The sequence below is a fragment of the Ancylobacter moscoviensis genome (assembly GCF_007559435.1).
Classification (GTDB): Bacteria; Pseudomonadota; Alphaproteobacteria; order Rhizobiales; family Xanthobacteraceae; genus Ancylobacter; species Ancylobacter moscoviensis.
This window is the reverse complement of record NZ_VMBP01000001.1, coordinates 887,953-911,045: the sequence shown is the minus strand read 5'-3', so window position 1 is coordinate 911,045 and position 23,093 is coordinate 887,953. Positions and strand designations below refer to the sequence as shown.

At 67.3% G+C, this 23,093-nt stretch carries 15 protein-coding genes; 5 read left to right on the top strand and 10 right to left on the bottom strand.

From position 1 onward, the window contains the following. Positions 1-80 precede the first annotated feature (80 nt). From FO470_RS19470 to FO470_RS04195, 4 genes are all read right to left on the bottom strand, one after another. Positions 81-6,707 carry an autotransporter domain-containing protein gene (locus FO470_RS19470; RefSeq protein ID WP_186291825.1) on the bottom strand — a complete coding sequence of 2,209 codons (6,627 nt, stop codon included), beginning with the start codon at positions 6,705-6,707 and terminating at the stop codon, positions 81-83. A gap of 185 nt (positions 6,708-6,892) precedes the next feature. Continuing rightward, positions 6,893-7,708 carry a sulfotransferase family protein gene (locus tag FO470_RS04205; RefSeq protein ID WP_144341641.1) on the bottom strand — a complete coding sequence of 272 codons (816 nt, stop codon included), beginning with the start codon at positions 7,706-7,708 and terminating at the stop codon, positions 6,893-6,895. A gap of 350 nt (positions 7,709-8,058) precedes the next feature. After that, positions 8,059-9,294 carry an ATP-binding protein gene (locus tag FO470_RS04200; RefSeq protein WP_144341640.1) on the bottom strand — a complete coding sequence of 412 codons (1,236 nt, stop codon included), beginning with the start codon at positions 9,292-9,294 and terminating at the stop codon, positions 8,059-8,061. Further along, positions 9,291-10,019, bottom strand: coding sequence for a response regulator (locus FO470_RS04195; protein WP_144341639.1), 729 nt, complete (start codon positions 10,017-10,019; stop codon positions 9,291-9,293). Before FO470_RS04195 ends, FO470_RS04200 begins: the two co-directional genes overlap by 4 nt. 536 nt (positions 10,020-10,555) lie before the next feature. On the opposite strand from FO470_RS04195, the gene FO470_RS04190 reads away from it, so the two are divergent. Beyond that, entirely contained in the window at positions 10,556-11,401 is an 846-nt protein-coding gene (locus FO470_RS04190) for a DUF3313 domain-containing protein (protein WP_144341638.1), read from the top strand. Positions 11,402-11,635: 234 nt separating this feature from the next. Then, on the top strand, positions 11,636-14,257 hold the full coding sequence (locus tag FO470_RS04185) for a glycosyltransferase family 39 protein (protein WP_186291824.1): 2,622 nt from the start codon (positions 11,636-11,638) through the stop codon (positions 14,255-14,257). Between the two features lie 111 nt (positions 14,258-14,368). On the opposite strand, the gene FO470_RS04180 is transcribed toward FO470_RS04185, so the two are convergent. Together FO470_RS04180 and FO470_RS04175 are read right to left on the bottom strand one after the other, a co-directional pair. Continuing rightward, entirely contained in the window at positions 14,369-15,931 is a 1,563-nt protein-coding gene (locus FO470_RS04180) for a hydantoinase/oxoprolinase N-terminal domain-containing protein (RefSeq protein ID WP_144341636.1), read from the bottom strand. Continuing rightward, entirely contained in the window at positions 15,928-17,034 is a 1,107-nt protein-coding gene (locus FO470_RS04175) for a DUF917 domain-containing protein (RefSeq protein WP_144341635.1), read from the bottom strand. The genes FO470_RS04180 and FO470_RS04175 overlap by 4 nt, the downstream gene beginning before the upstream one ends. A 285-nt stretch (positions 17,035-17,319) precedes the next feature. Here FO470_RS04175 and FO470_RS04170 point away from each other — a divergent pair, with 285 nt between their 5' ends. The 3 genes from FO470_RS04170 to FO470_RS04160 all read left to right on the top strand — a co-directional run bounded on the left by FO470_RS04170 (position 17,320) and on the right by FO470_RS04160 (position 19,339). Further along, complete coding sequence (locus FO470_RS04170; RefSeq protein ID WP_144341634.1) at positions 17,320-18,171, top strand: helix-turn-helix transcriptional regulator; 852 nt, start codon at positions 17,320-17,322, stop codon at positions 18,169-18,171. Between the two features lie 299 nt (positions 18,172-18,470). Beyond that, positions 18,471-18,803, top strand: coding sequence for a GCG_CRPN prefix-to-repeats domain-containing protein (locus FO470_RS19845; RefSeq protein ID WP_418655033.1), 333 nt, complete (start codon positions 18,471-18,473; stop codon positions 18,801-18,803). A gap of 29 nt (positions 18,804-18,832) precedes the next feature. After that, a complete protein-coding gene (locus FO470_RS04160; RefSeq protein ID WP_144341633.1) occupies positions 18,833-19,339 on the top strand; it encodes a Spy/CpxP family protein refolding chaperone in 507 nt (168 codons plus the stop codon). Positions 19,340-19,545: 206 nt separating this feature from the next. Here the strand turns inward: FO470_RS04160 and FO470_RS04155 are convergent, their stop codons facing one another. From FO470_RS04155 to FO470_RS19465, 4 genes are all read right to left on the bottom strand, one after another. Continuing rightward, the gene (locus FO470_RS04155) at positions 19,546-20,142 is read right to left on the bottom strand and encodes a Crp/Fnr family transcriptional regulator (RefSeq protein ID WP_144341632.1); all 597 of its coding nucleotides are present in this window, start codon (positions 20,140-20,142) and stop codon (positions 19,546-19,548) included. Between the two features lie 162 nt (positions 20,143-20,304). Next, positions 20,305-21,390 (bottom strand): MFS transporter, encoded by a 1,086-nt coding sequence (locus FO470_RS04150; RefSeq protein WP_246659490.1) that lies wholly within the window; start codon positions 21,388-21,390, stop codon positions 20,305-20,307. 68 nt (positions 21,391-21,458) lie between these two features. Further along, positions 21,459-22,793: an HdeD family acid-resistance protein gene (locus FO470_RS04145; protein WP_246659464.1), complete on the bottom strand. Its 1,335-nt coding sequence runs from the start codon at positions 22,791-22,793 to the stop codon at positions 21,459-21,461. Further along, positions 22,790-22,957: a hypothetical protein gene (locus FO470_RS19465; protein ID WP_186291823.1), complete on the bottom strand. Its 168-nt coding sequence runs from the start codon at positions 22,955-22,957 to the stop codon at positions 22,790-22,792. Before FO470_RS19465 ends, FO470_RS04145 begins: the two co-directional genes overlap by 4 nt. Positions 22,958-23,093: the final 136 nt, after the last annotated feature.

The following is a 23,093-nucleotide window of genomic DNA, read 5'->3' as shown; positions in this document are numbered from 1 at the left end:
CGATCGGTCCTATGCGAGCGGAGCGATCGCGGAAACCGCGAGCGATTTCGCGTTCCGCGTTTCGCCGAGCCATCCTGCTTTCAGAATTTCAGGACGAAGTTACCACGTATCCCGTGATCTTCGGCATTGCCGGCGAGCTGACCGGAATAGGCGATGCCAAGCCTGGCATCGGTTCCGACAGCGATATCGAGGCCCGCCTCCACTACCGCCGCGTCGCGCGCGATCGGCACGCCGGCAATGCTGAACGGAATGTCGCCGCTCAAGGCAAACGTCAGCTCCGGCGTCACGTCGCCGAAAGCGTGCCGCCAGCCGAGCATGCCGCGCGCGGTCAGTGCCACACCATTCGTCACGCCGAGCAGGGCGGAGCCGCGCAGGCCGAGCGTGGTGAAGGTCGCATCCAGGGATTGATCGGGGGCACCAAGCGCCGCGACGCCGCCCGTCTCGGTGAAGCCGCCGGTCTGGAGGTTGACATAGGCCACGCCGGCGAACGGCTCGAGCGCGGCGCTGCCGAGCGCGATAGTGTAGCCCACCTCGCCGAACAGCTGCGCGGTGGCGGCGTCGTAATCGGCGGCCACGAGCTCGGCGAAGCCCGGGAAGGTGACTGCGCGCGAAGTGTCGAGCTGATGCCACGTATAGGCGGCGCCCCCGCGCAGGCCCCACGGGCCCTGCTGGGTGCCGCCATAGAGCGCGAGGTGGATGTTGTCGATGGAGGCCGAGGAGTTGCGGGCATCCACATCCAGTGAGGACTGCGTGTAGCCGGCGGCAAGACCGAGCCGCCAGCTATTGGCGAAGGTGACGTCGAAGCCGCTGACGAAGCCGCCGACGCGGCTGTCGAGGGTGGCGGCGTTGCCGTCGCCGTCCAGCCGTCCCCAAGCGCCGATCGCCTGCGCCCAGGCCGCGGACACCGGCTCGTCGGGGGTCCGGGACGGTGCCTTGCCCGCCAGCCGCGAGACTGCATCATCGAGCGCGGCGAAATTTTGCGACACCGCGGGCCCGAGCGCCGCCAGCGGGTCGGGAACGTTGCCGTAAGCCTGCCGTGCCCGCCCAAGCACCGCGTCGCGCAGGTAACGCGACTCGTCGAGCATAACGCCCGCCGCACTCGCATGCACCTCGCCCGACAGCGCATCGTAGGCTTGCCGGGCACCCGCGCCGGTGGCCTGATTGAACACCGCGGCGCCAAGCGCGCTGTGGGTGCCGCTCACCTGCAGCGCATCGGCGACCGCGCGCTGGTTCGGCGTCCACGCCACCGAACTGAACGGCAGCTGCGTGAGATTCAGGAAAACGTTGTTGGCATCGAAGCTGAGCGTCGGATCGAGGAACACGGAGCTTACCGTCGTCGACAGCGTCTCGGCGCCGCTCACGCCGCCATCGGCGTGAAGGATGACGTAGCTGGTGTGGGGCCCGTAATCATCGGGCGTCGCCGCCACCTGCACGGTGCCGCCGAGCGTCGCCGTGCCGCTGACATTGGTGCGGTCGGCAGCGGTGGCGGAGACCTCGATCTGCTGGGTCGTCCCGGTCGAAAGCGCGAGGTTGCCCTGCACGTTGATCGTGCCGATCGAGTTGCCGGGCGCCAGCGTGCCGCCGTTGATCGTGGTCGCGGGCAGCGTGCCGGTGCCGCCGACAAGGGTGCCGGAATCCACCGTGAGCAGGCTCGATGCGGCGATCGAGCCGTTCACGATCAGCGCGCCGCTGCTGACGGTCGTGCTGCCGGTGTAGGTGCTGGTGCCGGTGAGAACGGTGGCGCCGGTGCCGTTCTGCTGCAGCGCGCCGGTGCCGGAGATGGTGCCAGAGAAGGTGACATCGTCCGAGCGGTCGAAGGCGAGCGCGCCATTGTTCAGCACATCACCGAGGATCCAGCCCGAGGTGCCACCGTCGCCAAGCTGCAACGTGCCCGCGTTGATGGTCGTGCCGCCCGTGTAGCTGTTGGCGCCCGTGAGGGTGAGGGTCCCGGCGCCGGCCTTGGCGAGCGCGCCGGTGCCGGAGACAACGCCGGCGAAGGTGACGTCGTCCGAGCGGTTGAAGGCAAGCACGCCATGGTTCAGGGCATCGCCGAGAATCCAGCCCGACATGCCCCCATTGCCGATCTGCAGCGTGCCGGCGTGGATGGTGGTGCCGCCGGCATAGGTGTTGTCCGCCGCGAGCACGATGGTGCCGGCCCCGATCTTGACGATGCCGCCCGCGCCGACGATCGGGGTGGCGAGGGTCGCGGTCGTGCCTGTGCCTTCGGCCCACAAATGCGCCATGCCTGTCGGAGCCAGCGCGCCGCCGCTGCCGGTGACCAGCTTGTAGCCGTCGACGACGAATTCGAGGCTCTCGAAGGCCTGCGTGCCCTCGACCGTCACGGTGCCGGGCGTACCGTGGAAAATCCCCTGCACCCCGCCCCAGAGCGTCGACATGCTGCCGTCGGCGTTCAGCCAGTTGGTGTCGGTCGCGGTCCAGGTGCCGCTGCCCCCGACCGGGGTCGAGCCGCCCTGCCAGAACTGCGTCCTGGTGGGATCGGCGTAGACCGTGAGGTTCACCTGCTGCGCGGTGGCGGTGTTGATCGCGGTCGTGAAATCGAGCGGCTGGCTGCCGAGCGCCAGCCCGTTGTCGGTGAGGCTGCCGCCGTACTCGATCAGGTGATACACGCCCGTGCCGAAGCCGGTCGCGCCGGAGAGGTTGAGCGTGCCGTCGAGCGTCACGTTGCCGGCGACGTCGAACAGGGTGCCGCTCGGCGCGCCGAGCATCACATCGACGTTCGAGGTCACGTTGAGCGCCAGCGCGCCCATGCCCAACGTCGATCCGTTCGTGCCGGCGAGGGTGCCGCCGTTCTGCACGGTCACCGCGCCGCCGATGCTGCCGGAGCCGGTTAGCGTGGCGCCACTGGCGACGCTGACCGGGCCAGCGCCGATCGAGCCGGCCACGTTGAACGTACCGCCGTTGACACTCGTGCTGCCGGTGTAGGTACTGGTGCCGGTGAGGATAGTCGTGCCCGTGCCGTTCTGCTCCAGGGCACCGCTGCCAGAGATGGCCCCGGAGAAGGTGATGTCGTCCGAGCGGTCGAAGGCGAGCACGCCGTTATTGACGACATCGCCAACGATCGAGCCCGAGGTGCCGCCATCACCGATCTGCAGCACCCCCGTGCCGATGGTCGTGCCGCCGCCATAGGTGTTGGTACCCGTGAGCGTGAGCGTCCCGGCGCCTGTCTTGGTGAGCGCGCCGGCACCCGAGATGACGCCGGAGGCGGTGAGATCGGCGGTGGTGCGCAAGGTGCCGCCGCCGTTCAACGTGATGGCGCGCCCCGTCGCGAAGGCCGACGTGTTCTCCAGCGTGCCGCCGTCGAAGGCGAGGCCGCCGGTCGCCGCGCCGAGATTGGCGTCGGCCGACACCGACAGCGTGCCGGCCTTCATCGCCGTACCGCCGGTGTAGCTGTTGTCCGCCGTGAGCACGATGGTGCCGGCCCCGATCTTGACGATGCCGCCCGTACCCATGATCGGGGTGGCAAGGGTCGCGGTCGTGCCTGCGCCTTCGGCCCACAGATGCGCCATGCCGGTCGGCGCCAGGGCGCCGCCGCTGCCGGCGACCAGCGCGTAGCCGTCGACCACGAATTCGAGGCTCTCGAAAGCCTGCGTGCCCTCCACCGTCACCGTGCCGGGCGTGCCGTGGAAAATCCCCTGCACCCCGCCCCAGAGCGTCGACATGCTGCCGTCGGCGTTCAGCCAGTTGGTGTCGGTCGCGGTCCAGATGCCGCTGCCCCCGACCGGGGTCGAGCCTCCCTGCCAGAACTGCGTTTTGGTAGGATCGGCGTAGACCGTGAGGTTCACCTGCTGGGCGGTGGCGGTATTGACCGAAGTCATGAAGCCCGGCGGCTGGCTTGTGATCGTCAGCCCGTCGTCGGTGAGGGTGCCGCCATACTCGATCAGGTGGTACACGCCGGTGCCAAGGCCGGGGCCGCCGGTGATGTCGAGCGTGCCGTCGAGCGTCACGTTGCCGGCGACGTCGAACAGGGTGCCGCTCGGCGCGCCGAGCACCACATCGACGTTCGAGGTCGCGTTGAGCGCCAGCGCACCCATGCCCAGCGTCGACCCGCTCGCCCCGGCGAGGGTGCCGCCATTCTGCACGGTCACCGTGCCGCCGATGCTGCCGGCACCGGTCAGCGTGGCGCCACTGGCGACGCTCACCGCGCCCGCGCCGAGCGAGCCGTTCACCACCAGCGCGCCGGCATTGACGCTCGTCGCGCCGGTATAGATGCTGGCGCCGGTGAGGACGGTGGTGCCAGTGCCATTCTGCTGCAGGGAACCGCTGCCGGAGATGGCGCCGGCTAGGGTGAGCGTATCGGACAGGTCGATGGCCAGCACGCCGTTATTGACGACATCGCCGACGATCGAGCCCGACGTGCCGCCGTCGCCGATCTGCAACGTGCCCGCCCCGATGGTCGTCCCGCCGGTGTAGCTGTTGGCGCCGGTGAGGATGGTGGTGCCGGTACCGTTCTGCTGCAAAGAGCCGCTGCCGGAGACGACGCTGGCGAATGTGAGCGTATTGGACAGGTCGAAGGCGAGCACGCCGTTGTTGACGACATCGCCGAGGATCCAGCCCGAGGTGCCGCCGTCGCCGATCTGCAACGTGCCCGCCCCGATGGTCGTCCCGCCGGTGTAGCTGTTGGTGCCGGTGAGCGTCAGGGTGCCGCTGCCCGCCTTGGTGAGCGCGCCGGCACCGGAGATGACGCCGCTCACCGTCAGGTCGGCATCGGTCTGCAGCGTGCCGCCGCCGGCTTGCAGGGTGATGGCGCGCGCCGTGGCGAAATCGGAGCTGTTCTCCAGCACGCCGCCGCTGAAGCTCAGCCCGCCGGAAGCGGCGCCGAGATTGGCGTCGGAGGAGATCGACAGCGTTCCCTGGCTGATCGTCCAGGAGGTGACGGAGGCCGTCGTGCCCGTCAGCGTCCAGGTGCTGGTCCCTGTCTTCTCGAAATTCTCGAAGCCCTGATATTGCTGGGTCGCACCGATCAAGCCGACAGCGAAGGTGCCATTGGCCGTCCCGCCCAGCGCCAGCGTGTCGTCGGTTCCGCCATTGGCGTTCACATCGCCCTGGATGTCGGAGCCCGCACGCAGTTCCAGCCGGTTGTTAGCGCCTGTGAAAGTGATGGCGTCGGCGTGGTAGCCGGGGAGAACCGCGCTCGTGCCGCCGCTGATCGTGCCGCCGTTGATCACGATGCCGCTATTCACCGACACGCCGGTGCCACCGACGACGTCGCCTCCGCCGCCGTTGATCGTGCCGTAATTGGTCAGCGTGGCGCCATTGGCGAGCGAGACGCCGGCGCCGCCGCTGCCGGGGCCGCCGCTACCGGCATACCCATAGGCGCCCTGGCCGCCGCCCCCGCCGAGGGCGCCGGCACCGCCGGTAATGGAGCCGCTATTGGTCAGGGTGGCGCCGGTGCCGGAGAGCACGACGCCGATCCCGCCGCCGCCGCCGCTGCCGCCCGTGCCGCCATCGTGGACGCCGTAGCCGCCGCTGCCCCCGCCAGCGCCGGCGCCACCGTTGATGGAACCGCTGTTGCCCAGGCTGGCGCCAGTGCCGGAGAGCGAGACGCCGATGCCGCCGGCACCGCCGCTGCCGCCGCTGCCGCCGTCGTTGGCATCGCTCCCGCCGGTGCCGCCGGTACCGCCGCCGCCGCCGGTGATCGTGCCGCTATTGGTCAGAGTGATGCCGGTGCCGGAGAGCAGGACGCCGCCGCCGCCACTGCCGCCGGCGCCGCCCGGCGTACCGATGAGGCCCTGGCGACCGATGCCGCCGCCGCCGGCGTTGCCTCCGGTGCCGCCGGCGCCGCCGGTGATCGCGAGGTTATTGGTCAGCGCGGCTCCGGTGCTGGAGAGCCAGACGCCGGCGCCGCCGCCGCCACCGCTTCCGCCATTGCCTCCATTGCCGCCATAGGTGCCGGCGCCGCCGGTGCCACCGCTGATGGAACCGCCATTGGTGAGCGTGGCGCCGGCAGACGAGTAGACGCCCGCCCCGCCGCTTCCGCTGCCGGCGCTGGTACCCGTGTTGGCCATGCCGCCGGAACCGCCGGTGCCGCCGGTAATGGTCGAGGAGGCGCCGATCCCGACCTGGCTGGCCCCGGTGAGCACGAGGCCGATACCGCCGGTGCCGCCCCCGCCGCCGTAGCCGGAAGTGACCCCCGCGCCGTAACCGCCGGTGCCGCCATTGCCGCCGGTGATGTCGCCGCCGATCTGGCCGAGGTAACCCGAACCGGTGACGACCGCGCCGAAGCCACCGGCGCCACCACCGCCACCGCCACCTTTGTGATAAAAGACAGCGCCGCTGCCCTCGCCGCCATTGCCGCCATTACCGCCGGTCGCATCGCCGCCCGACAGAACGCTGCCGTAAAAGCCGTGCGCACCGCCGCCGCCACCGCCGCCGCCGGCCCCGCCGCTGCCGTCGCCGCCATTGCCGCCGTTGCCGCCGGCGGCGGCACCCGGAAGGCCGCCAGTGCCGGGACTGCCGTCGGTGGCATCATAGCTGCCGTAGCCGCCATAGCCGCCGCTCACGCCGGCACCACCGCCGCCACCGCCGGCGCCGCCATAGCCGTTATTGGCGTAGGTGGAGCCGTTGCCACCGGCGCCTGTCACGCTGTCGGCGCCCCCGGGAGCGCCGGGGTTTCCGTCGCTGCTGGCGCCGCCACTGCCGCCATCGGCAAAGACCGGCGTCGCCGGCACGAGGAGGAGAGTCCCCACCAAAGCGACGGCAACCAGCGCCGTCGTGCCGATGAGCGCCCGCCTCAGCCGGCGCGCGCGGCCGGAAGGATCGCGCGAGAATTTCAGAAACCCTGCCTGACGAACGGCAGTGTCAATTCGCCCCTGCGCGGGGGCGATCGGAGCGCCCGACCGATCCAGGAGGGACCTAGGGCGCGGCGCCACCGCTATACCACCCGCACGCCGCGCAGATTGCGCTTGGTGTCGCTCCAGAAGGCGTCGTTCTCGACGCGGCGGACCAGGTCGGGCGGCAGGATGGTCTGCCGCTCGACATGCTGCACCTTGGCGGCGACGCGATGCAGGCCCGGCGTGCCGAGCCGCGCGTCCAGCTCCTCCTCCGCGTAGTCGACGCGGTCGAAGTCATGGGCGAATGGCGGCTGGCCGACGAAGTCGTAGACCGCCGCCATCGCCCTGGCCGGCTCACGCGTCAGCGTCTCGTAGGTCAGCAGCATGAGCCGGTCGGCCTGCTCGCCGAAATAGGCTTCCTTGAGCGCGTTATAGGCGAAGCCGACCATGCCGTTCATACCGAGCAGCCCGTCCACCCGATTGTAGACCGTGCCGCCGGGCTCGAAGCTGAAGATCTTGGACGGCTCGAACTTGTTGCGCCGGACCAGCCGCTCGAGGCTGTCGAGCACCCAGTGTATGTCGCGCACGCAGGCGATCACCTTCGCGTCCGGGAACAGCGCCGAAAGGGCCGGCAGCTTGCTGCACCACAGGCGATTGGTGTCGAACACCAGCTTTGACGCCTGGATGTCCCGGTAATAGCTCTCGAACAGGCCGGCGAGGATGGCCTCGCGTTGCGCCTCCGTGATGAACAGGGCGAACTCGTTCTCCTGGCTCATCTGCCGGAGCAGAGCGGTGAACAGCGCGGCGACCGGACTGCTCATGGCGGCATGGACGCCCGGATTCTGGCGCAGAATGCCGGCCAGCAACGTCGAGCCCGCCCGCGGCAGGCCGGAGATGAAATGGATGCCGTGCTGCATGCCGCCTCGCGTGCCGATTGCTTCCACTTAACCCGCGCCACGGCTCAGGCGTAAACGGCAAGCAGCGATACAGGTTCTTCCTTCCCGTCCACGAATCGCTGCGATTTTCTCCATTCCAGCCCCAAGCAAACAACCTGCTCTCAGTTCGGTGGCACCAGACAATTCACGCGCTGCGCGCCATGCCGCAACATGCCGACCCATACTGCACCCCAGTATGGGGATGATGCGATACGACCGCCGGGACAGGCCATTACCCGAAGGAGTAAGGGAGGAAATGCCGAACTCGGCCAGGAGCTCGTCGCCCTCTGCGCGGCGGAACCCAACCCGACAAAACGGTCAAGGCACCAGACCTAATCATGCCGCGACGTGGTGAACGCGGGCAGTTCGACCGTCTGGACCAGCCCCCCTGCCGGGCCATTGGCGATGGTGATGTCGCCGCCGGCCTTGCGGATGATCTCCCGGGAGATCGTGAGGCCCAGCCCGGCGCCGGGAATGTTCTGGCTGCGCGTCCGGTCGGCGCGGAAGAAGGGCTCGAACACCTGATCCAGCATATCGGGAGCGATCCCCGGCCCCTGATCGGCAATCGTGATCCGTGCCGTCGCGCCTCCCGTGACGGTCACCTTGCCCCGCACGCCATGGGTTGCGGCATTGATGCAAAGGTTCCGCAAGGCGCGACTCAGGGTCAGGCGGCTGGCCTTGACGTACACCTCGCAGGCCCCGGCCATTTCGATGTCGAAGTTCTGCTCCCGCAGTTCCGCCACGATGCTGCCGACCAGCTCATCCAGGCGCAATGTCTCGGCCGGCGTCTTCGTCGTCTCCTCATGCACGAGCTGGATGGCGCTGTGCGCGATCAGCTGCAGCTCATCGATATCCTTCAGCCACAGGGCCCGCTCCTCGTCGCCGGGGACGAACTCCGCGCGCAACCTCATGCGCGTCAGGGGCGTGCGAAGATCATGGCCGGCCGCGGCGACCAGGCGCATCCGGCTCTCGATGGCCTGTTTCAGGCGGGCGGAAAGGGCGTTGATCGCCGCCGCGGTCGCGCGCACCTCCGCGGGGCCCTGTTCGGTGAGCGCGGGAAGCGTTCCGTCCGCGTTGACGGCTTCCACGGCGCTTTCGAGAAGCGCCAGCGGCCTGCTCATGCGGTTGGCCGCCTTTACCGCGACCGATCCGACGCCGAGGCTCATCAGGGCCAACCACACCAGGACTTCGGGATCGGAGGGTGGATCGATATCCACGAAGACCCACCGGTCCTGCCCGGCCGGCAGAGAGACGGTGCGAATGCGGAAATCGTCCGCCCTGTGCGTCACCAGGAGCTCGATCCGCGTGCCAAGCCGCTCGGTCGCCGCACGCAGAAGCTCTGTTTGCTCGCCGTCGAGGGCGCCCGCGGCGGGAGCCGACGACAGGCCCTTGACGTCCGGACCCTGCCTCGCAAGCCGCTCCATGGTGATGAACTGCTTGGCAAGGAGGTCGACTTCGAGATCCTTCGGGGTCGCGAAGACGTAGATCACCGCGAGCGTGATCAGCGCGACCACCGCGACGATGGAAGCCACCAGCAGCAGGGCGAACTTGGCGCGAAGCGTCCTCATGGCCGGCCGTCGACGGTGCTGACCCTGGCGGCGAACTGATACCCGCCGTTACGGATCGCCTTGAAGAGCTGGGGGGCGCTGTCGTTCGACAGTTTGCGCCGCAGCCGGCTGACCAGAACGTCGATCGACCGGTCGAGGACGTCGGCGCCGCTGCGGCCTGCAAGGTCGAGCAGCTGCTCGCGGGAAAGCACGCGCCCCGGGCGATCCAGAAAGATGATCAGCAGGTCGAATTCGGCGCCTGTCAGCGTAATCGTCCTGCCCTGGGGGTCTCTCACCGAGCGCAGGGACGGATCGACGACGTAGTCCTCGAACTGGTAGAGGCCCGTCGGGCGGGGTTCGGGACGGGCGTTGACGCCCCGCCGCAGGACGGCCCGGACTCGGGCGGCGAGCTCGCGGGGATTGAAGGGCTTGCCGAGGTAGTCGTCGGCACCGATTTCAAGCCCGATGATGCGATCGACATCCTCCTGCAGCGCGGTCAGCAATATGATCGGTATGTTCGATCGCGCGGCTCGCAGATCGCGGCAGAGGTCCAGTCCCGACCCATCCGGCAGCATCACGTCGAGAATGATGAGATCCAGTTGATGGAGTACGATCTTCTCGTTGACCTCCATACAGCTCGACGCGAGCAGAACGCGGAAACCTTGCTCGCGCATGTACCGGGCGAGCAGCTTGCGGATTTCGCTGTCGTCGTCGGCAACGAGAATTTGCGGCGCCTGCGTGCTCATGTTCGGTGAACAGTCAGTGTTTTCCAATGTGAAGACACGCTGCCGTAGCGGATCAGTGAGGGCTTTTATATGTCAACATCGACCCAAAACGCTGCCAGACATGTTTCGACATCAAAATAAGTCGCGCAGACGTATTCAGACATTCAAGGCCAGATTTTAATCCACAACCCCGGCTATTGATACCTCAGTGCAATACTAATGGGCACTGATCAATCCCGGGAGGCGCTGAATGCGCGTTCTTTCTGAGATAAGCGATATGCCTGCCAAAGAGTGGCGAGATATTCGCTCTCACGTACGAATTTTCGACTTTCTCTTGATGCGGATATCCTATGCGAGCAGCCGCATCCTTCCCAATTATTGGGACGCTCCCGGGCACCCCGTCGGCCTTGTTGCGATCGCCGCAACACTGACATCGTTCAGCTTCCGACACGTCTTCGGATTTCTCCAGCGCGGCGGCGCTCATTCGGCTGTGTCGACGTTCGGGCCGACCGGGCCGGCGCCCAAGCCGCATACCCCATATGGGCGGGGGGCGTCCGATGCGGCCGCTTCGTAGCATCGGCTATGGCGGCCTGGCGGCCGTGGCGGGTCTTCTCGCCGCCTGCGCCCCCGCGCCGCTGGTGCAGGGCGTCGGACTGTCGTCCTATGACGCCATGGCTCCCTCGGACGGGCTGATCACCAAATCGCGCCTGAAGGTCCGGAAAGAGCAGGTACTCGCCGCCAAGACGGTCAAGATCGTGCCCACCTCGTTCCCGTCCACGATCGCACCCAAGCTGACGCACCAGCAGAGAGAACTCGTCGCCAACGCGGTCAATCGCGGGCTGTGTGTCAGTCTCAGCGATCGCTTCAAACTGGTCAGGCTGGATGAGCCTGCTGATCTGACCGTGCGGGCGAGCGTTACGCAGGCGACGGAGACGGACGAGGTCGCCGCAGGCATTTCCGCGGCTGCGTCGATCGGGATGAACTTCGTGGACATGGCCGTTCCAGTCCCGACGCCGCGCATTCCGATCGGGATGGGCAACCTCTCGATGGAGGCTGAAGCCACCAATCCCTTGGGAGAGCAGGAGGCCTCCATGCTCTGGGCGCGAGGGGCGAACGCCTTCTTCAACTCGCCGAGAGCTTCCAAGGCGAGCGATGTCTACGAGCTGGCGGACGCCTTCGGCGAGGATTTCGGCGAACTGCTCGTCAAGGGCGAGAGCCCTTTCGGCAAATCGGGCATCGACCTGCCGTCCTGGCAGAAGATCAACTCGGCGATGGGCCTGCCTCCCAAGCACGCCGAATGCGAACGCTACGGGCGCTATCCCGGCCTGGCCGGCGTCGTCGGAAGCCAACTGGGCCTGCCCCCTGAATGGACGGACAGCGGCGCCAGGCAATCGGCACGCTAGCGCGTCTCCCCGATGTTTTTCGAGATCGGAAAACACGTTCTGGCTCGTGGGCACCCTCCACGAGCGGGAGCGCGCGCGTGCCGCCACGGCTGATGCGGACCGGACCGATCTCGGTCCTTCGGCAGCTCACGCAACTCAAGCCGAACGATAGATCCGATGTTGTCGCTATCACAGACAGAGCCCGTCCGGCATGCGCTGGAACGGACGACCCGACTTTGCGACTTGCCGAGCCCCATGCTCGTCTCGGTCGTCGTCCCGACCTTGAACGAGGTCGGAAATATCGATGATTTGCTCACCGCCATTTTCCGGCAATGTGGCGATAGTCTCGACTTCGAGGTGCTCGTCGCCGACGGCGGCTCCACTGACGGTACGATCGAGCGGGTCCGGGCATGGGAGGAGCGGGCGGATGTGCGCCTTGTTCCTTGCGACGGAAGGCGCGGTCTCGCTGGGGATGTCCTTCAAGCGGCGGCGCTCGCGCGAGCCGAGGTCGTGGTGGTCATGGATGCCGATCTCAGCCATCCGCCGGATCGCCTGCCGGCCATCATCCAGCCCGTGCTCGACGGATCGAGCGACATGGTTCTGGGAAGCCGCTTCGTGGCGGGCGGGGGGATCTCGGGATGGCCGCTTTGGCGGCTGATCCTGTCGCGGCTCGGTGCCGCGCTCGCCTGGCCCCTGACCGATGTCAAAGACCCCATGTCGGGTTTCTTCGCCGTGCGTCGCGAGCGGCTGCTGGCGGTCGATGCGCAGGCCGCCGGCTTCAAGATCGCGCTGGAAATCATCGCCGGCAGCACCCCCTCCGTGAGGGTGAGCGAGATCCCGATCATCTTCACCGACCGGGTGCATGGCGAATCCAAGCTCGGTTCGGCGGAACTGGTGGCCTATCTGCACCGCCTGCTCGTTCTGGCCGGGGGGCGGATATCTCCCGGCAACGCGGTGCGGTTCGCCGCGGTCGGCTTCAGCGGCGCCTGTGTCGACCTTCTGTTGTTCCAAGTGCTTATCGCTCTCAGTGCCGCGATGAACACCGCGCACCTTGCGAGCTTCTGCGTCGCCACGGCCTGGAACTATTACTTCAATGCGCGCTGGGCGTTCGCGGCGGAGACGATGCATGGCAAGGAGCGGGCACCACGGCCGTATGGCCGTTTCATCTTGGTATGTCTTCTGGCCCTCGGCATTCGCAGTGGCGTTCTCGAAGCCGGGGTCGGAATGCTCGACCTGGCGCCGCAGGCCGCCATCGTGTGTGCCATAGGCGCGGCGGCCATCGTCAGCTATCTCGGCCTGGCCTTCTTCGTATTTCCGTCCGCCGATGCGCGCGTTTCCCACACGGTCCGTTGGCGTGTCGCGGCAATCGGTGTGGTCGTATATGCGAGCACGCTGCGCCTGCTCTTCCTTGGCCTAGTCGACCTGTTGCCGCAGGAGGCTTACTACTGGAACTACGCCCAGCACCTCGACATCGGCTATCTCGACCATCCGCCGATGGTGGCGTGGCTGATCTGGGCGACCACCTGCCTGTTCGGCGACAATGAGTTCGGCGTGCGCTTCGCCGCCTGGCTCGGCTGGTTCGCAACCGCCTTCTTCAGTTTCGGCCTTGCCCGGCAGTTGTTCGGCAGATCGGCGGCCTTCGTCAGCCTGCTGCTCGTGGCCGTGTTGCCCTTCTTCTTCACCACCGGGCTGCTGATGACCCCCGATGCGCCGCTGGCCGCGGCCTGGGCCGGGACGCTCTATTTCCTTGCCCGCGCAATGATCGGCGGCCGGCGCCACGCATGGTGGGGTGTCGGCGTCGGCCTTGGGCTCGGGATGCTCTCGAAATACACCATTGTCCTGCTGGTGCCGGCCATGGGGCTGTTCATGCTGACCGATGTGCAGGCGCGCAAATGGCTGAAGCGGCCCGACCCCTATGTCGCCGCCATGCTGGCGCTGCTCATCTTCTCTCCCGTCATCTACTGGAACACCGAGAACGGCTTCGCGTCCTTTGCCTTTCAGGGCGCACGACGCATCGAGGCGGCGTTTCGCTTCTCGCTTCCCTTGCTCGGCGCCTATGCGGTGATCTTGCTCACTCCGCTGGGGCTGGTCGCGGTGCTAGGCGTCCTGTGGGCGCATTGCGAGCATCTGGGCGCAACCGGGGACGAAGGAAGGCGGCGGGTGGCGCGCTTCATCCTCATTTTCACGCTGATACCGCTCTCCGTCTTCGTCGCCTTCAGTCTCGTGCGCGACGTGAAGCTCAACTGGACGGGCCCACTCTGGCTCGCCGCGGTGCCCGCGGTTTCGGCCGCAATCCTTTCCATCGTGGAGAATGGGGCCGGTTTCAAACGCGCCGCGCACCGGCTCTCGGGATCCGCGATAGCCATCGCACTCGTCTTCTACGGGCTTGCCCTGAACTACCTGGCATCGGGCGTCCCGGGGATCGGCTATGTCGTGGGCCTGCCTACCCTGCCGGTCGCATGGCGTGAATTCGGCCGCGAGGCCGCCGGCCTGGCGCAGGAGGTGCGGCAGGAGACCGGCCAGGAGCCGCTGATGATCGGCCTGGACACCTACAACATCGCGAGCCAGCTCGCGTTCTACGGCAGTGGTGACGATCGCCGGACGGGAAACTCGGTCGGGCGCGGCATCGTGGGCCTGCCGGATCTCATGTACGGGTACTGGCATCGCCCGGAAGCGCTGCGCGGGCGGCCCGCGATCATGATTTCCGTCAAGCGCCGGCACATCGACGTCCCCGTTCTCGACCAGCACTTCGCCGTCCTGAGCGAGCCGCGGGAAAAGAGGATCGACAAGCACGGCACGCCGGCCGGGCGCTTCTACTACAGGATCGGCTACGGTTATCGGGGAGCGGATCCGGCAGAAGGATGGGAAGCGCCGTAGACAATGAGCGAAAAGGTGCCCCCGCTGATCCCGTAGTGCCGGTCCGGCCATCGCTTCCGGCCGCCATGATGCCGATGATCAGGCTTCTGTGGACGCCATTTTGGCCTCAGATCACGCCGGCACCGCCACACCTGCGGAGCGAATTTCGCCGATGACGCGGACCCGCACGCGGCGGGCATTGCCCGGCAGATAGGCGATCGGAATATCCTCCACCTCCAGCGTCTGCAATCCAGCCTCCTCGGCGCCGGCATCGAGTGCCCGCCGCGCCGCCTCGGAGCGTGCGGCCTCAAGTGCCGCCTCGCGATCGATGCCGGTGAAGATGCGGTCGACCTCGCCGCTGACCTGGGCGATCGCCGCGCCGACGGCGTTGGCCACCGCGTGATGCTCGACGCGCACCACATCGGAAATGCCTTCCATCCGGTCCGGCACGAGGAAGCTGCCGCCGCCAACGGCAAGCAGCGGCAAGGGTGTCGCGTCGGTACGCATGCGGTCGACCGCCTCGGTGATCATGTGCTCCATACGCTCGAGGCTGGCGGCGACGAGCGCGGGCGACAGCCCGGCAAGCCGGACCCGGTCGCCGAGGTCGAGCCGGCCTGCCGCGACCGCGATGTCGGTGGCGGTCAGCGTGTCGCCGCCGAAGATGAGCGCCTTTTGCGGCAAGCGAAAGCCGACGCTGCCCGGCCCGATCCGGCGTCCCCCGTCGGTGATCTCGGTGCCGCCGCCGAGGCCGATCGAGGTGAGGTCCGGCATGCGGAAGAGGGTGCGCACACCGCCGATTTCCACCGCTGCGTTGGCCTGTCGGGGGAAGCCGCGCTCGATCGCACCGACATCGCTGGTCGTGCCGCCGACATCGACCACCAAGGCCCGCTCGATGCCCGAGAGGAACGCGGCCCCGCGCATGGAGTTGGTCGGGCCGGACGCGAAGCAATAGACGGGCTCGCGTTCCGCCACGGCGCTTTGCACAATGGTGCCGTCGTTCTGCGTCATGAAAAGCGGCGCGGCGATGCCACTGTCGCGGAGCGCCGCGACGAAGGCCTCCGTCGTGCGGCGCGCGAGGCTTTGCAGGGCGGCGTTGAGCAGGGCTGCGTTCTCGCGCTCCAGCAGGCCGATGCGGCCGATGGCGCTCGAGAGCGTGATGCGCGCCTTCGGAACCTCCTCCAGGATGATATCGGCGGCCTCCCGCTCGCATTCGTCGGTCAGCGGCGAGAAGCAGCTGGTGATCGCCACCGATCGCAGCCCGCTGTCGGCGATGCGGCGGGCCTCGTCGCGCACGGCCTTGCGATCGAGCGGCACCAGGCGGCGACCGTCATATTCATGGCCGCCTTGCACCATATGCACCCGCCCGCGCGCCACCGGGGCAAGATCCTCGGGCCAGCCGATGAAGGGGGGCAGCCCGGCATTGGCCGGCAGGCCGATCCTGAGAGCCGCCACCCTGTCAAGCGAGCGGCGCTCGATGACCGCATTGGTGAAATGGGTGGTGCCGATCATCACCGCCTCGATCCGGCCGGCAGCCGGGATCGGTCCGGCGGCGGCCAGCAGATCGGCGAGCGCCTGCCGCACGCCATCCGAGACGTCGGCGGTGGTCGGGCTCTTCACCGCCGCGAGCACCTTGCCGCCCTCGACCAGCACGGCGTCGGTATTGGTGCCGCCGACGTCGATCCCGATGCGGCTCATGCCCGGCCCCCCTGCGTCGCCTCGAAGACGCTTCTGAAATCGACGTCGTAGCCGAAGGCGCGCGGCCCGACATGGGCGAGGCCCTCCGGCGAGCGGTGGATGGCAGGAGAGGGCAGGGCGACGACGGTGACGCGCTGGCCGAAGCGCAGGCTCTCGGTGCCGATCGCCTCGCCCGATATGCTGTCGAGCACGCAGATGAGGTCCGGCGTGGTCGCGGTGACCGCCCCGTCGCGCCAGGCGATGGTGAATTCGTTCTGGAAGGCGACGTCGAAGCGCGCGCCCGCATCGCCTTCCATGCCGTCGAGCTGGAGCGTGCCGCGCAGGAAGCCCTCGGTCGTCTGGCGCTGCACGTCGATGACCTTGCCGGCGAACAGGCGCTTCCCGGACGCGGCACGAATGGTGGCCTCCACCGGGTCCTCATGGGCGCCCCGCGCGCGATGCACCTCCTTGCCCAGCGAGATCGCCTGGGAAAGGGTACGCAAGACGGCGAAACGCTTGATCTCGGCACCGGTTCGGGGTGCCTGGCAGGTGGTCGCGACCGATCCGAACTCAGTGCAGACCTTCCGTCGCACCCGCTCCATCTCGTGCCATCCCGACGCGCGGGCGATGATGACGTCGTTGTCGCGCACATCTGAAACGGCGTGGGGATACATTTTCAGGCCGGCGATGGAAAAGCTCTGCATTTGCGCTTCCGGATAAGCTCGCCCCATGGCATCGGCGTCGACCACGGGCAGGCCGCTGGCCGCTGCGACCAGCAGGGGCTGAAAGGCGTTGCAGCCGCCCACCTCGACGGTCATGACCGCGCGGAACGATCGGCCGAGATAGTCCTCCATGGCCCGCACCGGCTTTACGGCGAAGGCGGCGTCGGTCATGCGCTCCTGGAAGACAAGGGGCGCGCCCATGGTGGACACCACCGCGACCAGATCGTCCTCCGCGAGTTCGTCAGGGTCGATCAGCGTGATGCGACCACCCTCGTCGTAAAACCGCCGGACACCCAGATGGGATGCGTAAGGCGAGCCGCCGCCGCCCGTGCCGAGAATCCAGGCGCCGGTGGCGAGGAAATCCAGCTCGTCGGTCTCCAGCAAACGAGGCAATGACCGCATCCTCTCCTATCAAGGGCCACCCAATCTCCGCGACGAGAGATAGCAAAGGCTTCCTCCGACCGCGCCGAATGATGGTCGCCTGCGATCGGGAACCGGGCATCCCCAGAAGTGGTGACACGGACATGGCTCACGACGCCACGCCTCGTCATTGCCCCTCTTCCGTCATGCCCCTCCTGATCGCCGCCCGCACAGAATCCGCCACCGAGCTCCATCCCCATCCTCGAAGCTCTCTTCCGAACTTCATGTAGTTGAATGACGGCGTCGAGAGTTCCGGGGTTGGCTCCCATGAGCCCGATCACCGGAACGATAGCCGCAATGCACGAAGGACGCCTACGCCGTGAGACAGGCCCGTATGCAGCGAATGGCGATGAACTCGGGCTTGAAAGGGATGATTGGTCGGGCACCGGAGCGGCCGCGGCGCTCCCTGACACCGCCTTTCTCACGCAGGGTCCCGCCATTGCCGCCATCACGCAAAACGCCGTGGGCGTGCTCGGCCTGTGCATCGTCGTCGTGGATCCGAGGTTGCGGGTCCTCTATGCCAGCGAAACCAGCCAGGTCCATATATCCCGGCCGTGCGCGGGCTTCGCGATGACCCGGCGCGGCCGCGGCGGAGGAACCTACCTGTCATTGGGAAGCCGGGCTGATACGTCGGAACTGCGCCGATTGGTTGCGGACGCGACGGCTGAAGGGCCCGCCGACACGACTTGCGCGCATCCCGGCCGGTTCCATCTGCTGTATAGCCCCCGAAGCATTTGCCTCATCTCGTCGATAGCGGACGGATTGGCCGATCCGCTGATGGGCGGGCGCTTCCGGAATGCCGCGCTCCTGATCTTCAAGCCGTTTGCGGCACTTCCCAAGCCTTGCCCGGAACTCCTGCGGACCCTGTTCAACTTCACGCCGGCGGAAGCGAAGGTCGCCAGCGATCTCGCAGGCGGAACCACTGCCGAGGATGTCGCGCGCCTGCGCCAAGTCGGGCTCGACACGATCCGCTCGCAGATTCGATCCATTCTGTCGAAGTCGGGCGCTCCAAATCTGCGCGCCTTCGAGAACCGGATCGGAAGCATCATGGCCCTGCTTCCTGCGAATCCATTCGTCTCCCCCTCGAATAAAGACGGGCGCCGGGAGCTGCACCGCTGATGAGGGTCATCATCCCCTCATCAATCGACAGTCTCCATCAAGCTCACCCCGATGGCTCACATCACTATTTCTGGTGATGACAGCGCCGGACACGCAGTTGCATGAAACACGCCTCGCAATGCCTGTTCCATGGTCCCTTTTTCTCACACTTCGGAAGCACGACGTGCAGAGGAACAGGCTCTCAGCGCCACTGTCGGTGCCGCCCGGCTCGCCTTGCTCTGGAGGCGACCTCCGGCCGCGTCAACGCACCGCCGGCATGGCGAAATGTGAATGATCCAGACGACGCAAGGGATTATCGAATGGTGGGTATTCTACTGAAATCTGCAGCGACCATTGGATTTCTGGCCGCCTCTGCGCTCTCGGCAACAGCTCTGCCGTTGCCCGCCTCTCCGCTCCCGACGTCGCGGGCGCATGTCATTCCGGTGGCCGATGGCTGCGGGCCGGGCTGGTATCGGGGACCCGGCGGCGCGTGTCACCGTTTCGGTTTCGGGCCATATCCGGATGGCTATTTCGGCGACTACGGCGGCGGCGGTGCCTGGAACGGCTGTCCTCCGGGTTATTGGCGGGGGCCCTGGGGGCATTGCCGCAATACGCCCTTCCACGGCCGCCTGCCCGATGGGAGCTGGCAGTGAACAGCCCCCATTCATCGCGGAGAACAAACATGTACAACGTCACGTCCTTCATCTGCGCGGCGATTTCCGGCTGGCTGCTTGTCGCAGCGTCTCCCGCCCAGGCGCAGAATACGCCGGCTGCTCCTGCGGAGACCCGCATCATCGAGATCTACACCGACGCCGATGCAAAGGCGGTCCTCAATGCACGGCTCGCGGCCCTCAGGACCGTGCTCGAGCTGACGCCGGAGCAGGAAAAACTGTGGTTGCCGGTAGAAGCCTCGATCCGCAAGATCGCCGCGGATTCGATGGCGCGCGGGAAGATGCGTTCGGAAGCGGAGGCGCCCGCCGATTTCCTCGTCGCGCTCGATCGGATCGGAGAAGCTGAGGTCGCCCGTGGTCAGGACCTGAGAAACTTCGTCACCGCCACACGCCCACTCGTCGCCGCGCTCAGCGACGAGCAGAAGCATCGGATGCCGGCATTCCTCGGCATGGTTGTCGATGCCCAGTCGCCGCTGGCGACGCGCTCGCTCTGGCTCTTCGAGGAAGAAGAACGCTGACTGCCAGCCTCGTGGAGTTCCGCGACACCCGCGAATGACATCTCACGAACAGCGCCAGCCTCCGGTGCGCCGTTGCGCATGGAGCGGCGCTGTTCTGCCACGTGGGCACGTCGTTCCTTCCGACCTGCTCACCTTCCGCCCATCATCCGTGCGCTGTTTCTCATTCTCATGCCCGCTCAAGCGGATGCCCGCGCTCCGTCCGCCAGCTAGGCTTTCCTGATCGGCCCCCTCCCCTTCCCGTGCCCGCGTCGCAGGTTGGAAAGATATTGCGGCGTTATATTGAGATATGCGGCGATCAGATGCTGGGGGATTTGTCGCCATTCGGCCGGGAGTTCGAGGGCGAGTTCCGCGTAGCGCTGCCGGGCGGATTTCGAACGAAGCGACATGTGGCGCTGCTGCTTTCGCGCGAACACCTCCTCCGTCATCCGCGTTGCCAGGCGCTCCCAGCCGGGATGACGCTCCACGGCCACATGCCGCAGGTGATAGGGCATTACCGTGACAATGCATGGTGTAACGGCCTCGAACACCACCTCGGAGGGAATGCCCCTGGTCGCGCTGTCCAGCGCCAGGGCAACACTGCCCGCGAAGACGAAATCGAGGAGAATCTTCCGCCCTTCGGGCGACAGAGCGAAGACCTGCAGGATCCCCTCTTCCAGGAATCCGATTTCGTGATCTGCCTGCCCCATGGCGCAGAAGACGCCACCGCGCGGCAAGGTTCGCGGTTTGGCCTGGCCAAGAAGCCATTCGATCTCCTCCCGGGGGAGGTCTGCCCGCTGAAGGATGAAGTCGGGAAGCGAAGACATCGATGCACGGTCTCTGAAGGAAGGCTGCGAGCCTGAGCCTCTCTCCTTACCCTGCGGGAGATGACGGGCCGAGGGACTCCGCGTCGGTATGCTCCGGTTTTCCCGCCTTGCACGGCTTCGGTGCACGGCACCGCCGCGCGCCAGGGATTCACCGGCACGTCCTCAGCCGGTATGTCGGCCCCGTATCATGGCGAACAGACCGAAGGCGCCGCAGATGGCGGCCGCGAAGAAGGCGAGGCCGTGCCGCGACACCTCCATCGCCGCGCCGGCCGCGAGCGGCCCCAACAACGCGCCGAGCCCCCACATCAGGCCCATCGCCGCGTAGATGCCGATCAGCTCCGCTCCTTGGAAGCGACTGCCCACGATGGTCAGCATGAGCGTGTAGACACCGACAAAGGCCCCGCCCCAGAGGAAAAGCAGGGCATAGGTCAGCACCTCGTTCTGCAGAGCCAGCGGCCAGACCAGCGCGCCGAGCGCCGCCAGCAGGGCCAGCGCGGCGACCAGCTTTATGCGGTCCATCTTGTCGCCAAGCCAGCCGATGGGCAGTTGCAGCAGGATCGCACCGATCATCATGCACGACATCAGGCGGGTCGCCTCGGCCTCCGGCCAGCCGAGATGGACGGCGTAGATCGCGAGGAAGGACAGGCCCGCCGTCTCGATCGCGGCGTTGAGCACGGTGGCGGCGATGGCGACCGGCGCCATGCGCATGAAGCGGACCGGGCTGCCGGCCGCCGGCTCGTCGAAGACCGGGGCCTCGACCTTGGGCGAGGCGACGAAGGCCGCCGCCGCCAGCGCGACCGCGGCGCCGGCAAGATAGGGGGTGAAGCCGGAGGTGCCGATCACCGACAGGATCATCGGGCCGAGCGCAAACCCCACCGAGAGCGCCGCCGTATAGGCCGCCATGGAGCGCGCGCGCGTGGCCTCCGTGCTGAGGCTGTTGGTCCAGGCCTCGGACAGGACGAAGAGCACTTCCGAGGCCATGCCGAGGACGAGGCGGAGCAGGAACCACAGCCAGATGACCGGCATGGCGGGGAAGCTGGCCAGCACCGCCGAGGCGATCACCAGCGCCAGTATGACGAGGCGGCGAATGCCGAAGACGGCGATGATGCGCGGCAGCAGCACGGCGGCGAAGAGCACCCCGACGGCATGCATCGCGGCATTGGCGCCGATGACCACCTCGCTCAGGCCGCGCTCGGCCAGGCTGAACGCGATCAACGCCGCGCTCAGGCTGTAGGTGAGGCCGAACATGGTCGCGGTGGCGATGACGGCGCCGCGCGAATAGAGGTTGGCGACAGGGGTCTGGGATGCAATCTCGCTCACGCGGCAGCCTCGTCTTTTCCGGTCGCGCCGGCGCGCAGCCGCCGTACAAAGCCGCTGAAGCGCCGGCTCCATGCGACTTCGCGCTTTTCGACGACCCGCGCCAGGGCATTTGCGTAGTCCAACACCAACCCCGGCGTCCATGTCGCGGAGTGGGCGCGGGTGCGGATCATCGATGCCACCCAGATATCCGGATTGCCCAGCAGGCCGATGAGGCGCAGCCATGGAAAGCGGGTCGTGAGCGAGCCTTCGAGCGCGGCGTCCAGCGCATGGGCGACCACGACGGAGCAATTGCGGTTGGTCAGGTTATAGGTGTCGTCCTGCCGGTAGCCGACCCAGAAGCTGCGCAGGCGCATCGGGTTGAAGTTGCGGAACTCGACATGTGCGTCGGCCGGGCACCACCAGTCGGATTCATAGGCGTAGGACGGCTGGAAACGACCCTTGAGGTCGTTCTCGACGGTGCCGCGCAGCGCGGCGATGAAATCGCGGCCCGACCGCTCCAGCTCGGTCGCCGGATAGTGGCTGATATAGAGATCGGGCGGCATCTCCAGCGCCGAATGACCGGTCGAGATCACGCCGCTGCCGTCGACCGCGGCGATGTAGCGGTCGACCAGCAGCCGGCGCTCCGGCTCGCTGGCGGAGCCGACCGGGGTCCAGACATGCACGATCATCGGGTGCTCGGCGGCGACCTCCTCGCCGGTCTCGACCAGCACGGGCGCATTGTCGTACCAGCCGCGCCCGGTGAAGATCGGCAGGTTGAGGATCGCAACCTCGCTCTCGAGCGTGCGGAACATGAAGCCGACGCGCACCAGCAGCCACCCGGTCAGGGCGACGAGAAGGCTGATGCAGAAGGCGACGCTCCGGTTATGCGGCAGCGGCCACTCGGCGAAGATCAGGACGGCGATGACGGTCTCGGCGGCGCCGCACAACGCCATCGCGCGCCAGCCGGGAAAGCGCACCACAAGCGCGGTGGCCAGACGCACCGTCCCATCGACCGCGAAGGCGATGGCGAACAGGACGCCGAGCGCGATGTGCGTATCGATCGGCCAGTCGAGGATGAGCGCGCCGATGACGATGAGGCCGACGGCACGGATCAGCGGGAAATAGCGCCGGTTCCTCCGGTCCTGCACCAGAAAGGCGGACAGGCCCGCCGCGCCGTTCGCGACGAAGAAGAAACCGATGGCCTGCCCGACCGTCAGGAGCACGCTGTCGGTGGCGTAGAGGGACAGGTAGGCGGCGGCCAGAATGAGCGCGCCGCCGAGCATGCTCAGGACATACCATCTCGACTTGAAGGCCTTGGAGCCGATCAGCAGGAAGGCCAGCTTGAGCATCATGCACTCGGAACGTCGGGACCGGCGCCGACGATGGCGACCGGCAACCCCGACTGCATGGCAGCGTTTCTGAAAACTGGCAAATACAGCTTCGGGTTCTGAACGCCTTTTTCTTCGAAATCGATGCCGGATGCTTCCGTGCGGCCCGGCTCCATGGCGCGGCGCATGGTGACGCGGCGCCGGTACGGCATGCCACCTGGAACCGGCAACGGTCCCGGCGCCGGAACCGTTGCCGGCCGTGCCGAGGACCGCGCTCAAATCGATACTGATAAATTAGTACTAATTTGATACGAATTTTATATC

Bases quoted from the DNA above. Each gene is read 5' to 3' on its own strand.
- FO470_RS04205 (WP_144341641.1), bottom strand. From the start codon at position 7,708: ATGCAGCACGGCATCCATTTCATCTCCGGCCTGCCGCGGGCGGGCTCG.
- FO470_RS04200 (WP_144341640.1), bottom strand. From the start codon at position 9,294: ATGAGGACGCTTCGCGCCAAGTTCGCCCTGCTGCTGGTGGCTTCCATC.
- FO470_RS04195 (WP_144341639.1), bottom strand. From the start codon at position 10,019: ATGAGCACGCAGGCGCCGCAAATTCTCGTTGCCGACGACGACAGCGAA.
- FO470_RS04190 (WP_144341638.1), top strand. From the start codon at position 10,556: ATGCGGCCGCTTCGTAGCATCGGCTATGGCGGCCTGGCGGCCGTGGCG.
- FO470_RS04185 (WP_186291824.1), top strand. From the start codon at position 11,636: ATGCTCGTCTCGGTCGTCGTCCCGACCTTGAACGAGGTCGGAAATATC.
- FO470_RS04180 (WP_144341636.1), bottom strand. From the start codon at position 15,931: ATGAGCCGCATCGGGATCGACGTCGGCGGCACCAATACCGACGCCGTG.
- FO470_RS04175 (WP_144341635.1), bottom strand. From the start codon at position 17,034: ATGCGGTCATTGCCTCGTTTGCTGGAGACCGACGAGCTGGATTTCCTC.
- FO470_RS04170 (WP_144341634.1), top strand. From the start codon at position 17,320: ATGAGCCCGATCACCGGAACGATAGCCGCAATGCACGAAGGACGCCTA.
- FO470_RS19845 (WP_418655033.1), top strand. From the start codon at position 18,471: ATGGTGGGTATTCTACTGAAATCTGCAGCGACCATTGGATTTCTGGCC.
- FO470_RS04160 (WP_144341633.1), top strand. From the start codon at position 18,833: ATGTACAACGTCACGTCCTTCATCTGCGCGGCGATTTCCGGCTGGCTG.
- FO470_RS04155 (WP_144341632.1), bottom strand. From the start codon at position 20,142: ATGTCTTCGCTTCCCGACTTCATCCTTCAGCGGGCAGACCTCCCCCGG.
- FO470_RS04150 (WP_246659490.1), bottom strand. From the start codon at position 21,390: ATGTTCGGCCTCACCTACAGCCTGAGCGCGGCGTTGATCGCGTTCAGC.
- FO470_RS04145 (WP_246659464.1), bottom strand. From the start codon at position 22,793: ATGATGCTCAAGCTGGCCTTCCTGCTGATCGGCTCCAAGGCCTTCAAG.
- FO470_RS19465 (WP_186291823.1), bottom strand. From the start codon at position 22,957: ATGCGCCGCGCCATGGAGCCGGGCCGCACGGAAGCATCCGGCATCGAT.